Below are 13,255 nucleotides of genomic sequence, written 5' to 3'. Positions count from 1 at the left end.
TAGCAGTGCCTTTTAATTTTATTTAACGGCTTCAACAACAGAGGCAAGCGTTTCCAAGCCAGAAATGGCCACCTTATCTTCCACCAAATGTTTTGCAGAATTCATACTGATTTTACCTTCTAACGAAATATGCTTTCCAAAAGAAGTACCCGAACAATGGATGGCGCGCAGACCAATATCCTTAAATTTTGATGCATTTTTAGGGGAAACCCCTCCACCAGCCATGATGGTGAGCGATGTTTGTTTTTGCCAAGCGTCAAGATGGTTGATTCCTTTTTCAGCTGATGGCGCTGCACCGGAAGTCAGAACAGTCTGTACACCAAGCTCTTCAAGCTGCTTGATGGTTTCCAAAGGTTCCGCCACCCAATCAAAAGCACGATGAAAGGTAAAATGCAACGGCTTTGCCAAATCCACCAACGCTTTGGTTCGTTCCACATCCACCGAAAAATCATCCATCAAAATACCAGAGACAATACCGTGCACGCCTAATGCCTTGCAAGCCAAAATATCAGCTTTCATCACCTCAAATTCAGTATCCGAATAGGTAAAATGACCACCTCTAGGGCGAATCAAAACGTGAAGAGGGATTTGAAGCTCCTTTTTCACCAATTGAATCAATCCAGCGGATGGCGTTACCCCCCCTACTCCGAGTTCCGAACAAAGTTCAATTCGATGTGCTCCTGCCCTTTCTGCATTCCTTGCTGATTCCAAAGAATTGGCACAAACTTCTACTAGCATATTGTATCTTTATAACCCTTAAAATTAAACATACCAACCCATGGAACGACGCAAATTTCTTAAAAATTCCAGTCTGTCTGCCGCTGGACTGGTTTCCGCCTCCACACTGGTCGCTTGTAAAACCGAGCCAAAGCCCGAAACAGCCCCAGCTGCAACCATTCCTACCCCAAATCCTATAAAACCCATCGTAGTTTGCACTTGGAACTTTTTCAATGCATCGGAAAAGGCATGGGAAGTCTTAAAGTCGGGCGGTAATGCCCTGGATGCCGTGGAGCAGGGCGTTAGGGTAGAGGAAGCGGACGAAACCAATGAGACGGTGGGCAAAGGTGGTCGTCCCGACCGTGATGGCAACGTGACTTTGGACGCTTGCATTATGGACAAGGATGGAAATTGCGGCTCGGTGGTCTGCTTGCAAAACATTGTACACCCCGTTTCGGTGGCCAGAAAGGTGATGGAAGAAACCCCACACATTATCTTGGCGGGCAAAGGCGCGGAGAAATTTGCTTATGAGCAAGGCTTCAAAAAAGAGGATTTGTTTACCGAAAGTACTCGAAAACAATATGAAGAGTGGTTAAAAACCTCCAAATATGAGACCACCATTAATATAGAAAACCACGATACCATTGGTATGTTGGCCATTGATGAAAATGGTGACATTGCCGGAGCCTGTACCACAAGTGGAATGGCCTATAAAGTAGCTGGGCGTGTTGGGGACTCCCCCATTATTGGCGCGGGACTGTTTATCGATAATGAAGTGGGTGGTGCCACCGCAACAGGTGTAGGCGAAGAAGTGATACGTACAGTGGGTAGCTTTTTGATCGTGGAATTGATGCGTCAAGGCAAAAGTCCGCAAGAAGCCTGCGAAGAAGGTGTAAAACGCATTATGAAGAAAAATAAGGGTCGAAGAGATTTCCAAATCGGATTTTTGGCCATCAATAAAAATGGGGAAACTGGCGGCTACTGCGTGCATCCTGGGTTTACCTATCGGGAGTTTTCCGATAATGGGCACGAGAATCGAGAAGTCGTGAGCTTCTACGAATAGATATCAGAACCAAGAGCGCTACGCTTTTAGAAAAAAGGCACAAGACCGCTTCGCTGTTAGATTCAAGAATCAGGACAACTCAGTTCAACTATCATTGCTCTTGGCTCCTGTTTCTTGGGTCTGAAATCTTATATCCCCCATCTTATATCTTTTAATCAGCAATTCGTACTTTTAAACCTGCCTTTTATTATTGCTTATTGAACATTGCTAACTGACAACTGAAAAATACATGTCCGAACAAAAACGACTTTTTTTACTTGACGCCTACGCACTTATATTTCGTGGTTACTATGCCTTGATCAAAAATCCACGAATCAACTCCAAGGGAATGGATACTTCCGCAATCATGGGGTTCATGAATTCCCTTTTCGATGTAATCAAACGTGAACAACCCGACCATTTGGCGGTTGCTTTTGACAAAGGAGGCAGTGTGGAGCGTACCGAAATGTTTGAAGAATACAAAGCCAATCGAGATGAAACCCCTGATGCCATCCGTATTGCGGTGCCGTATATCCAACAAATTTTGGAGGCCATGAAAATTCCTGTTGTGGAATTGGAAGGCTACGAAGCCGACGACCTTATCGGCACCTTGGCCAAACAGGCCGAAAAAGAAAACTATAAAGTCTTTATGGTAACCCCCGACAAGGATTTTGGTCAGTTAGTGAGCGAAAACATTTTTATGTACCGCCCAGCCCGAATGGGCAACGGCATTGAGATTTGGGGCATACCCGAGGTACAAAAACGCTTTGGGGTAAAACGCCCCGAACAGGTAATCGACTATTTGGGGATGATGGGCGATGCCAGCGACAATATCCCTGGACTTCCCGGAGTGGGCGACAAGACCGCCAAAAAATTCTTGGATCAGTTCGATTCCATGGAAGGCTTGCTGAGCAACACCGACCAGCTCAAGGGCAAAATGAAGGAAAAAGTGGAAGAAAATGCCGAACTAGGACGACTTTCACGAAAATTGGCCGAGATCAAAACTGATTGCGAAGTACAATTCCATGCGGAGGATTACGAAATGTGTCCACCCGATGCTGAAAAAGTACAGGAAATCTTCGAAGAATTGGAATTCCGTAGGCTGAAAGATCAATTTATCAAAATCTTTTCGGGCGAAGCGGAAGCCAGTACCCAAGTAACGAGCACCAAAACAGCCAAAGAAGAGGCCAAGGTAGCGGGTAGTGGGCAGTTTACCTTGTTTGGCGGAGACCCATCCGAGTCCGCAGCCACCATCAAAGATGTAAACAGTCGCTTGACCATCGGAGATGTGCCGCATTTTTATCAGAATGTTCAAGATGGTTTGGGTATGGAACTCTTTTTGAACATGTTGATGAAGCAGTCTTCCGTTTGTTTTGATACCGAGACCACTTCCCTAAATCCTTTGGAAGCGGAACTGGTGGGCATCGCCTTTAGCTGGTCCCCCGGCAAGGGATTCTACGTTCCCTTTCCCGATAATGAAAACGATGCCAAACCCTTGATTGAAAAACTACGTCCGTTTTTTGAATCGGAAACCATTGAAAAGGTAGGGCAAAACTTGAAGTACGACATCAAAGTGATGCAAAACTACGGGGTGGAAGTAAAAGGCAAGTTGTTTGACACCATGTTGGCCCACTACCTCATCAACCCCGATATGCGCCACAATATGGATGTACTTGCGGAAACCTACCTAAACTATACGCCTATTTCCATTACGGAACTCATCGGAAAAAAAGGCAAGAACCAACTCAGCATGCGTGATGTTCCTTTGGAAAAGCAGACAGAATATGCGGTGGAAGATGCTGACATCACTTTTCAATTAGGGTTAAAATTCACACCAGAACTCAAAGAAGCCCATACCGATAAATTGTTCGATGACATTGAGATTCCTTTGGTTCGTGTATTGGCCGATATGGAATTGGAAGGCATCAATTTGGATAAAGATTATTTGAACGGCCTTTCCGAACAATTGGACATCGATATAAAAGAACTAGAGCAAAAAATATATAAAGAGGCGGGTGAAGAATTCAATATTGCCTCCCCAAAACAGTTGGGCGAGATTCTTTTTGGCAAACTGAAGCTGGTGGACAAACCAAAAAAGACTAAAACAGGGCAATTTTCCACTTCGGAAGATGTGCTCTCCTATTTGGCGAAGGACCATGAGATTATCCAAAATGTGTTGGATTACCGAGGGCTTGCCAAACTAAAAAGTACCTATGTGGATGCACTGCCCAACGAGGTTCAACAAAAAACCGGTCGCGTGCATACTGATTATATGCAGACCGTAGCCGCTACGGGCCGTTTGAGCAGTAACAATCCGAACTTGCAGAATATCCCCATAAGAACGGAGCGTGGACGACAAGTGCGAAAGGCTTTTATCCCACGGGATGAAAACTACGTTTTACTGGCTGCGGATTACTCCCAGATAGAATTGCGCATTATTGCAGCATTGAGCGAGGAAGACACCATGATTTCAGCCTTTAAAAACGGTGAGGACATTCATGCTTCTACGGCATCCAAGGTTTTTAACGTACCCATAGATGAAGTGACCCGTGAACAGCGTAGCAATGCCAAAACGGTAAACTTTGGAATTATTTACGGGGTTTCGGCCTTTGGGTTGAGCAACCAAACGGATTTGAACCGTACCGAGGCCAAGGAACTCATTGACACCTATTACAAAACCTACCCGAAATTGCGCAATTACATGAGCGAACAAGTAGATTTTGCCCGTGAGCACGGATATGTACAAACGGTTTTGGGGCGTCGTCGCTATTTAAAAGATATCAATGCAGGCAACCAAGTAGTGCGCGGAGCTGCGGAACGTAACGCCGTGAACGCGCCCATACAAGGAAGTGCCGCAGACATAATCAAAATTGCGATGATCAACATCCATAAAAAGCTTTCCGAAGGCAAGTACAAGACCAAGATGTTGCTACAGGTACACGATGAATTGGTGTTCGATTGCTACAAACCGGAACTGGAGGAAATGAAGGAACTCATTAAAACCGAAATGGAGCACGCCTACGAGCTCTCAGTTCCGTTAGATGTGGAAGTAGGTATTGGCGAGAATTGGCTGGAGGCGCATTGATGAATTGGCAAAAGAGTCAAAGAAGTTAATCCCATATTTAGATGATGGTTTTTGCATACCTTACGGTTTTGATAACCCTTGTATTTGGAGTCCAATGGCTTATCAATATTCGTATGCTATCAAAATGGAAACACAATAAACTTCTTTTTACATTAAATGCTACGTTGTTTATCATCTATATGTTTTATTTGATTTATGGCAACCCGCCGTTCATTGGTCAAGATGAATATGGCATTCAAAGGTTATGGTTCATCATATTCATTCCTATAATGCATATTGTCATCAACCTTCTCCTTATCTTGATTATTAGTTGGAGATATAAATAAGGTGGAATTCAAATAAACTTTTAACAAAACCCAATTTTGTTATTTGCAGGGTGTCATACATAAAATCATTAATAGTAACTTTAGTTTAAATGGAAAATATAATAACAAAAGGCACTGGATTTTCTGAATATGAAGCTAGGATTAAAGTATTGGTTTTATCATCTTCAGTAAGATTTGAAAACTTGGCAAGTATGTTTTTGAGAACAGTTTTAAAACTCGAAGATTCAGCAATATCAATGGGAAACACAAGTCAAGCTTTATCAATGAATCAAAAAATGATATTGCTGCTAGACTCTAAATTACTCGACAAGGAGTATAAGAAACATATCAAAGCGTTTTTTGATATACGAAATCAATTTGTTCACAATGCCTCAGCTAAATCATTTGAAGATTGTTTATCATTTTTGAATGGAACTGAGAACTTTCTGGAAAAAAAATACAAGGAAAAGAAAACTGCAAATGAAAAAGCAGGTGGAGAAAGAGCTGCTAAAGAAAAAGCTGATGATGAAATTAATAATAAGGAATTACTTTCATTCAATATAAGTGATAAAGAAAAGCTTTTATACAAATATTGGGTTTCCTTAACAGAAGATGTGATAATTGGATTCGAAAAAATGATGGCTAAAATTCATCTATTGAATGATAAATAACAAAAAACAACCACCAACACCATCTCCAACCTCCCCAAACAAAAATTCCACCAGATGCTTTCCCTAATCTTTGGTGCAATACCCATAATTGAAAAACTCTAAATGAAACCCTCCAAACTCATCCTCCCCATCATCGTGTTTTCGCAGTTTTGCTGCACCTCGCTTTGGTTTGCAGGCAATGGGGTCATGCGTGACTTGGTAGCCACCTTTGGGTTGAGCGAAAGTGCTGTGGGACACTTGACCTCCGCAGTACAATTTGGGTTTATCGTGGGCACCTTGGTCTTTGCCATTTTATCGATTGCTGACCGCTTCTCCCCATCCAAAGTATTTTTTTGGTGCGCCGTTTTGGGAGCACTTTTTAATTTAGGGGTGATTTGGGAAGACAATGGGTTGGCCAGTATCCTTTCCTTCCGGTTTTTGACGGGCTTTTTCCTCGCGGGCATATATCCCGTAGGCATGAAAATAGCGGCAGATTATTATGAAAAAGGCCTTGGTAAATCCCTGGGATATTTGGTGGGGGCATTGGTGGTCGGTACCGCATTTCCGCATTTGTTAAAGGAGATGACGCACACATTGTCGTGGAAAACGGTTCTGATGGCCACTTCATTTTTAGCGGTTTTAGGCGGAGCTTTAATGGTCGGTTTGGTGCCCGATGGCCCATTCAGAAAACCGAGTCAAAAAATCCATTTATCCGCTTTTTTAAAAGTGTTCCAGAATGGCAACTTTCGCTCGGCGGCCTTTGGCTATTTTGGTCACATGTGGGAACTCTATGCGTTTTGGACCTTTGTCCCAATCATGCTGCAAACCTATGAGCTAATCCACCCAGCAGCTACCTTCAACATTCCGTTATTGTCATTCTTGGTCATTGGTATCGGTGGTTTGGCTTGTGTATTGGGCGGCTATGTCTCACAAATGGTAGGGACCAAACGCGTGGCTTTTATGGCGCTCTTACTTTCCTATGCTTGTTGTTTGATATCTCCTATAATTTTTGCTCAAGAATCTGGAGGACTGTTTGTTGCATTTCTTATTTTTTGGGGCATGGTCGTCATCGCAGACTCTCCCCTATTTTCCACCTTGGTGGCACAGAATGCATCGCCAGAAATAAAGGGTACCGCCTTGACTATTGTAAACTGCATTGGTTTCGCCATCACCATCGTCAGCATTCAATTGCTCAATGAAATGCGAATCTGGACAAGTTCCAATACGGTTTACATGATTCTGGCCGTGGGTCCGATGCTAGGTTTGATTGCCTTGGCCTCAAAAAACAAAGCACCGAAGACCACATAATCAATCATACAATCACCAAATAAATCCCTATCTTGGAATTTCGTTCTCGAATCAGCTTCTAAAATCCATAATATCATATCAAACTAAATTGCATTATAATGAAAATCATCAAACCTCTTTTGCTGTTGTTTGCAATAGCATTGGCAAGCTGTGGCAATCCAAATCCCGAAAAAGTAGCAACTGCAGAACCCTCCGAGCCCGTTCAAGAGGAAAGGGAATTTTATCAGCTTAAAATCTATTCCTTTAGTACCGAAGAACAGGTCGCTACGGTGGACAATTACCTCAAAAATGCATTCATGCCCGCAGTAAAAAAACAGGGCATCGACAAAGTCGGAGTGTTTAAATCCCGACTATCCGAAACCGATACGGTACAGAAAATCTTTGTGCTGCTTCCCTTCAAAACTTTGGAGCAATTCAAAGAGCTGGACAATCAGCTACTGGAAGACGAAACACATACCACAGCAGGCAGCGAATACATTAATGCGAATTACGATGACCCACCGTATACTCGTATTCAATCCATCCTTTTACAGGCCTTTCCCGATATGCCAACGATGAAAGTTCCCGATTTGGACGGCCCAAGGTCTGAACGGATTTACGAATTGCGCAGCTACGAATCTTCTACGGAAAAATACTATCGCAACAAAGTAGATATGTTCAATGCAGGTGGGGAGGTGAAGCTTTTTGAGCGTTTGGACTTTAATGCCGTATTTTATGGCGAAGTACTTTCAGGAACCAAAATGCCCAATTTAATGTATATGACCACCCACGCAGATATGGCTGCGAGAGAAAAAAATTGGGAAGCCTTTGTAGATTCACCGGAATGGAAGGAACTCATTGCCATGCCCAAGTACGAGAACAATATGTCGCATATTGATATGTGGTTCTTATACCCCACCGAGTATTCGGATTATTGATGATCTACCTCAACCTTTTAATAAATGATCGAATTCTTATACTTTACCAGTAAAACCTGTGGGGTCTGCAAAGTGCTAAAACCGAAGTTGCTGGAAGCCATACGGGAAAACTTTCCAAAAGTGAACATCCGCGTGGTGGATGTAGAGGAGGAGGTTGAATTTACAGGACAATCCATGGTGTTTACCTTGCCCGTGGGCATCCTCAAGGCAAACGGCAAGGAAATGCAACGCTTTGTACGAAGCTTTTCGGTGTATGAGGTGTTGGAGAAAATAAAACGGTTTAGTGATAATTAACCGCATTGACGGGGTTGAAAGCAACTGTATGTTTTTGATGAATCACTCAGCTTTAACTTGTTAATCGTTGTATATTAGTGGACTAACCACCAACCTATTAAACAATGAAAAAAACAACACTGCTCCTAGCCATTCTTCTATTTGCATCACCAATAGTTTTAGCACAAAAAACAAAAAGCATGCAACTGGATGCCATGATCCAAAAAGGCATGACTGATTGGGAAATCCCAGGATTGGTCACTGTAGTGGTAAAAGATGGCGAAACCGTGTTTCAAAAAGCCTACGGTGTTAAAAATTTGGAAAGCAAAGCCCCTGTGGATGAGCACACGCTCTTTACTATGGCCAGCACCACCAAGGCCATTGTTTGCCAAGCTCTGGGTATTTTGGTGGATCAAGGCAAATTGAACTGGACGGACAAAGTCCGTGAACACCTGCCCTATTTTAAACTTTCCGACGCCTATCTTACCGAAGAGGCTCGTATACAGGATTTACTAACCCATAATCTCGGGATCGAACAAGCTGATTTGCTTTGGGCCATTGATAGTGTTTCCACCAAGGAAACACTAAATAGATTCGCCTTTTCACAAAAAACCTATCCGGTCCGGGCAGGATTTGATTACAACAATATCATGTACGCTGCCGCCGGGGAAGTGATTAAAGCAGTTAGCGGCCAACATTGGACAACTTTTGTCGCAGAAAACATATTTGAGCCGGTTGGTATGGATGATGCCGTGGCAAAATCCGCCGATATTTTTAAGAAAGGAAACTATACAACACCATATCTCAACGATTTGGATGATGGGATTATCAAGGTAGATTACAATCTTTCGGACCAAATCGGGGCAGCGGGGATGATCTGGTCCAGTATGTCCGATGTTACCAATTACCTCAAGTATTTGGTAAACGATGGTGTCGTGGGAAATGACACTATTTTATCCAAAAACACCTTCGATTATCTTTTTAAACCACATGCATTTGTAACCGATGCCAGCTTCTACCCCACACAACAATTAACCAAGCCAAATTGGAAAACCTATGGTTTGGGGTGGTTTCAGCAGGATTACCGCGGTGAAAAACTCGACTTTCATACGGGCAGTATCGGTGGTTTGATTGCTATTTGCGGGATAATCAGGGATAAGAATGTGGCCGTTTATGTATTTGCCAACATGGACCATGCAGAATTACGGCATGCCATACTGTATAAATCCATGGACCTTTTTGTTTTTGATGATGACAGTAGGAATTGGCACGAAGAAGTGTTTGAACTTTATTCCAGGTTTAAGGAGCAGGAAAAAGACTATTATCGGAAACTACGGGATGAAAAGGTGCCAGATACAAAAACAACATTACCTCTTGAAAAGTACGAAGGCGAATATAGCCACCCTATGCTGGGCAAGGTCACCGTAAAAAATACAGTCGCGGGATTAATCATAAATTTCAATGATTTTTTGATGTTGCCCATCCAGCATTGGCATTACGACACCTTTATGTCTACAAAAGAAAATCCTTACCGTGCACAAATAGATTTTAATTTTAAAATTGGCACTGATGCCACCGTAAAGTCTTTTGATGCTTTTGACGAAACCTTTACAAAACAAAATTAAAAAAGGCACCGATCGGTGCCTTTTTCATTCCTTTTCATAGTGTAAAAATCAATTGCCAAAACTATTGGCCAATCGTGGTTTTTGACTTTTGCTCCCCATAAACAAATCCGTAAGCGGTTTAAAGTGTCGCTTCCACTGGTAGGGAGCAAAGTCAAACCACAATTTAACTTCGTGGACGTTGTCCTGCTCAATCGTAAAACCATCTTCAATGGTAAAATCCAGACGGTCGAACGAATTGGCGGATTCTTCTATCCCATCCTTATAAATAAACTGATTGCCCCAACCTGCTACGTAAAAACGTATTGTCTTGTATCTGCCTTCGGGCAAAGAAAGTACACTTTTGGAGCGTATAAAGTTTCCAGAAGCAATACCCTTAAGGGTTACCGGGTTCTGACCGGGAAAATCTATAATAAAGTGTTCATTACCGTGCTCGTCTATTGCTGAGAATTTGGTAATGTTAAGTGCCATTTCAGAAACATTGAGCGACCTGGCCATCTCATTTTTCAAAATCAATTCGGCCTCTTTGGTATGTGCGCCATACCTGCCCACCATTACACTTGGGGTATAATAGGTTGTAGACCATATCGTTGGATAAATATTTGTTGTTTTCATAGCTCTTGTATATCTAAAGTTATACGGGTACAAAGTTGAGGTTGTTTTACTGTCCCTACGTCCAATAGATTATCCAGTTTATGTGCTCAATTAACCTAAAATCCATATTTTAAGATTTTTTTAGGGTAAAATGACACAATATCGATTGCTGTACAGAATACAATGCTATCTTTCTTTAATATGAAAGTGAACTATATATTTTTGTTGCTTGCACTGGTTGCGGAAATCATAGGGACCATTGGTGGCTTCGGCTCTTCGGTGTTTTTTGTACCCTTGGGCAATTTTTATTTTGATTTTTACTCTGTCCTTGGAATGACGGCCATCTTCCACCTTTCCAGTAACATCAGCAAAATTTTTCTCTTTAAAAAGGGATTGGACAAAAAACTGTTGCTTCACATCGGAGTGCCATCTGTCCTTTTTGTAATCATTGGTGGATTTCTGTCCAAAGTAGCCGATACCGTCGCCCTTGAAATTATTTTGGGAGCATTTTTAGTGGTATTTAGTTTACTGTTTTTGATCAAAAGTGAAATTATCGTACTTCCCAACAAAAAAAATTCTATTATTGGGGGGGGCTTATCGGGGTTCTCCGCAGGACTTTTGGGAACAGGAGGTGCGATACGAGGACTTACCATGGCGGCCTTCAATTTGGAGAAAAGTGCTTTTATTGCCACATCGGCCTTTATCGATTTTATGATTGATTTCTCCCGAACCTTCGTCTATTACGGTAATGGCTACATTGGAAAGCAGGAGTTAATGTATCTGCCGTTTTTATTTGCCATTGGTTTGGTGGGCACCTATTTGGGGAAAAAGATATTGCATTACATCCCACAGGAAAAGTTCCGTAAACTCAGTCTGATTTTTATCTTACTCATCGGACTGGCTACGATTACCAAATTGGCCTTCGATTATTGGGGCTGATCTTCTTCGTAGTTTCCTCCAATTTTGTTCAACACCTTTAAAAAAGTTTCAAATTCTGATGCTTCCACATCTTTAATGGCCAATTTTCGTAAGGCCAGGGCACTTGGCAGGGTAAGGTCCAAAATCTCCTGTCCCTTTGGGGTCAACTCCAATTTAAAGCGCTTTTGGTCACCATCAAAACGAGTTTTTGAAATCCAACCTTTGCGCTCAAGTCCCGCGATTACCCTTGAGGTTGTGGCCCTATTCCGAAAGTTTTCGTCCACGATGTCGCGCTGACTTGCATGATCGCCCAACTGATAAATTTGATGGAGAATCACCCATTGCTCAATGGTAGTATCCACACCAAGCTCATCAAACTTGCGTATATACGCTTTTTGAATCTTACGGAGCACCAAATCCAAATGGAACCCCATCCCTTGTATTTCATCTATACGATTGAGCATTTTTTTTAAGAATTGTCACAAAAATAGGGATTCCCGATTTTTCCAAACACCTTTAAAACAATAGAGGTCAATTTTAACTCAAATTTCTGTTGCGAAAACCGTCTTGGTGTATCAAATTTATTATTTTTGTTGTTGATGCAACAAAATAGAACTGAACAATAAAATCATAAAAAATTATGGAGACGTCAACACTTCAAAAAAAATCCAATACTTCCGAAGATTTTATGCCCATCAATGGGACCGACTACATCGAATTGTATGTAGGGAATTCCAAACAAGCGGCACACTTTTACAAAACCGCCTTTGGTTTTCAGTCGTACGCACAAGCTGGCTTGGAAACTGGATTAAAAGACCGTGAGAGCTATGTGGTGGTTCAGGATAAAATACGATTGGTACTTACTTCTCCCCTTAAAAGTGGAACAGAGATCGGAAAACATATCGATAAACACGGCGACGGGGTAAAAGTGGTAGCCCTTTGGGTAGATGATGCCACCCTAGCCTACAACAACGCTATGGAACGAGGCGCCACATCTTATATGGAGCCTAAGGTTGAAGAAGACAAAAACGGAAAAGTGGTACGTTCCGGAATTTACACCTACGGGGAGACCGTTCACATTTTTGTGGAACGCAAAGATTACAATGGAACCTTTTTACCGGGCTTCAAAAAATGGGAAACTCCTGATTATAACCCTGAACCTGCTGGCCTAAAATTTGTAGACCACATGGTTGGTAATGTTGGATGGAACAAAATGAACCATTGGGTAAAGTTCTACGAAGACGTTATGGGATTTAAAAATATCCTCTCTTTTGATGACAATGATATCTCCACCGACTATACCGCGTTGATGAGCAAGGTAATGAGCAACGGGAACGGACGCATCAAATTCCCGATCAATGAACCTGCCAAAGGCAAGAAAAAGTCACAGGTGGAAGAATATTTGGATTTTTATGAGGATGAAGGCGTACAACACATTGCCGTTGCCACAGATGACATCATTAAAACCGTTCGTGATTTAAGAAGTCGTGGCGTCGAATTCTTAAGAGTTCCGGCAACGTATTACGATGCCGTTACCGATCGTGTAGGCGAAATTGATGAAGATATCGCCCCGTTAAAAGAACTGGGCATCTTGGTAGACCGTGATGATGAAGGATACTTATTGCAGATTTTTACCAAGCCTGTAGAGCCCAGACCAACAATGTTCTTTGAAATTATCCAAAGAAAAGGCGCACAATCGTTTGGAAAAGGTAACTTTAAAGCATTGTTCGAAGCCATAGAGCGAGAGCAAGAGCTTCGAGGCACACTGCATTAATCATAGTTATGAGTGAAGAGTGTTGAGTTATGAATTCTTTTAACTCTGAA

The 13,255-nt window shown here is 42.2% G+C and carries 12 protein-coding genes; 9 read left to right on the top strand and 3 right to left on the bottom strand.

Features of this window, described 5'->3' with window-relative positions; all coding sequences use genetic code 11:
* Positions 1-18: 18 nt before the first annotated feature.
* Complete coding sequence (locus J4E06_RS14025) at positions 19-738, bottom strand: copper homeostasis protein CutC (RefSeq protein ID WP_349524586.1); 720 nt, start codon at positions 736-738, stop codon at positions 19-21.
* A 40-nt stretch (positions 739-778) separates the two neighbouring features.
* Between J4E06_RS14025 and J4E06_RS14020 the strand changes: the two genes are divergently transcribed.
* From J4E06_RS14020 to J4E06_RS13990, 7 genes are all read left to right on the top strand, one after another.
* A complete protein-coding gene (locus J4E06_RS14020) occupies positions 779-1,780 on the top strand; it encodes an isoaspartyl peptidase/L-asparaginase family protein (protein ID WP_349524585.1) in 1,002 nt (333 codons plus the stop codon).
* 229 nt (positions 1,781-2,009) lie between these two features.
* The gene (gene polA / locus J4E06_RS14015) at positions 2,010-4,844 is read left to right on the top strand and encodes a DNA polymerase I (RefSeq protein ID WP_349524584.1); all 2,835 of its coding nucleotides are present in this window, start codon (positions 2,010-2,012) and stop codon (positions 4,842-4,844) included.
* Between the two features lie 415 nt (positions 4,845-5,259).
* Positions 5,260-5,820, top strand: a complete 561-nt coding sequence (locus J4E06_RS14010; protein ID WP_349524583.1) for a hypothetical protein — start codon at positions 5,260-5,262, stop codon at positions 5,818-5,820.
* 102 nt (positions 5,821-5,922) lie between these two features.
* Complete coding sequence (locus J4E06_RS14005) at positions 5,923-7,107, top strand: MFS transporter (RefSeq protein ID WP_349524582.1); 1,185 nt, start codon at positions 5,923-5,925, stop codon at positions 7,105-7,107.
* A gap of 98 nt (positions 7,108-7,205) precedes the next feature.
* Positions 7,206-8,024, top strand: coding sequence for an NIPSNAP family protein (locus tag J4E06_RS14000; protein ID WP_349524581.1), 819 nt, complete (start codon positions 7,206-7,208; stop codon positions 8,022-8,024).
* A gap of 24 nt (positions 8,025-8,048) precedes the next feature.
* Positions 8,049-8,318, top strand: coding sequence for a thioredoxin domain-containing protein (locus J4E06_RS13995; protein ID WP_349524580.1), 270 nt, complete (start codon positions 8,049-8,051; stop codon positions 8,316-8,318).
* A 104-nt stretch (positions 8,319-8,422) separates the two neighbouring features.
* Positions 8,423-9,922: a serine hydrolase gene (locus tag J4E06_RS13990; RefSeq protein ID WP_349524579.1), complete on the top strand. Its 1,500-nt coding sequence runs from the start codon at positions 8,423-8,425 to the stop codon at positions 9,920-9,922.
* Positions 9,923-9,970: 48 nt separating this feature from the next.
* Here the strand turns inward: J4E06_RS13990 and J4E06_RS13985 are convergent, their stop codons facing one another.
* The gene (locus J4E06_RS13985; RefSeq protein ID WP_349524577.1) at positions 9,971-10,534 is read right to left on the bottom strand and encodes a hypothetical protein; all 564 of its coding nucleotides are present in this window, start codon (positions 10,532-10,534) and stop codon (positions 9,971-9,973) included.
* A gap of 180 nt (positions 10,535-10,714) precedes the next feature.
* Between J4E06_RS13985 and J4E06_RS13980 the strand changes: the two genes are divergently transcribed.
* Positions 10,715-11,452, top strand: coding sequence for a sulfite exporter TauE/SafE family protein (locus J4E06_RS13980; protein ID WP_349524576.1), 738 nt, complete (start codon positions 10,715-10,717; stop codon positions 11,450-11,452).
* Here J4E06_RS13980 and J4E06_RS13975 read toward each other — a convergent pair.
* A complete protein-coding gene (locus J4E06_RS13975; RefSeq protein ID WP_349524574.1) occupies positions 11,440-11,895 on the bottom strand; it encodes a MarR family winged helix-turn-helix transcriptional regulator in 456 nt (151 codons plus the stop codon). The genes J4E06_RS13980 and J4E06_RS13975 overlap by 13 nt on opposite strands.
* Positions 11,896-12,071: 176 nt before the next feature.
* Here J4E06_RS13975 and hppD point away from each other — a divergent pair, with 176 nt between their 5' ends.
* On the top strand, positions 12,072-13,205 hold the full coding sequence (gene hppD, locus J4E06_RS13970) for a 4-hydroxyphenylpyruvate dioxygenase (protein ID WP_349524573.1): 1,134 nt from the start codon (positions 12,072-12,074) through the stop codon (positions 13,203-13,205).
* Positions 13,206-13,255 lie beyond the last annotated feature (50 nt).

The organism is Allomuricauda sp. NFXS6, from assembly GCF_040148835.1.
Classification (GTDB): domain Bacteria; phylum Bacteroidota; class Bacteroidia; order Flavobacteriales; family Flavobacteriaceae; genus Flagellimonas.
Note: the sequence above shows the minus strand (reverse complement) of the source record. Positions and strands in the feature narration are given on the sequence as shown.

Excerpts from the sequence above, each read along its gene's own strand:
- J4E06_RS14025 (WP_349524586.1), bottom strand. The coding sequence starts at position 738 with ATGCTAGTAGAAGTTTGTGCCAATTCTTTGGAATCAGCAAGGAATGCA.
- J4E06_RS14020 (WP_349524585.1), top strand. The coding sequence starts at position 779 with ATGGAACGACGCAAATTTCTTAAAAATTCCAGTCTGTCTGCCGCTGGA.
- polA (WP_349524584.1), top strand. The coding sequence starts at position 2,010 with ATGTCCGAACAAAAACGACTTTTTTTACTTGACGCCTACGCACTTATA.
- J4E06_RS14010 (WP_349524583.1), top strand. The coding sequence starts at position 5,260 with ATGGAAAATATAATAACAAAAGGCACTGGATTTTCTGAATATGAAGCT.
- J4E06_RS14005 (WP_349524582.1), top strand. The coding sequence starts at position 5,923 with ATGAAACCCTCCAAACTCATCCTCCCCATCATCGTGTTTTCGCAGTTT.
- J4E06_RS14000 (WP_349524581.1), top strand. The coding sequence starts at position 7,206 with ATGAAAATCATCAAACCTCTTTTGCTGTTGTTTGCAATAGCATTGGCA.
- J4E06_RS13995 (WP_349524580.1), top strand. The coding sequence starts at position 8,049 with ATGATCGAATTCTTATACTTTACCAGTAAAACCTGTGGGGTCTGCAAA.
- J4E06_RS13990 (WP_349524579.1), top strand. The coding sequence starts at position 8,423 with ATGAAAAAAACAACACTGCTCCTAGCCATTCTTCTATTTGCATCACCA.
- J4E06_RS13985 (WP_349524577.1), bottom strand. The coding sequence starts at position 10,534 with ATGAAAACAACAAATATTTATCCAACGATATGGTCTACAACCTATTAT.
- J4E06_RS13980 (WP_349524576.1), top strand. The coding sequence starts at position 10,715 with ATGAAAGTGAACTATATATTTTTGTTGCTTGCACTGGTTGCGGAAATC.
- J4E06_RS13975 (WP_349524574.1), bottom strand. The coding sequence starts at position 11,895 with ATGCTCAATCGTATAGATGAAATACAAGGGATGGGGTTCCATTTGGAT.
- hppD (WP_349524573.1), top strand. The coding sequence starts at position 12,072 with ATGGAGACGTCAACACTTCAAAAAAAATCCAATACTTCCGAAGATTTT.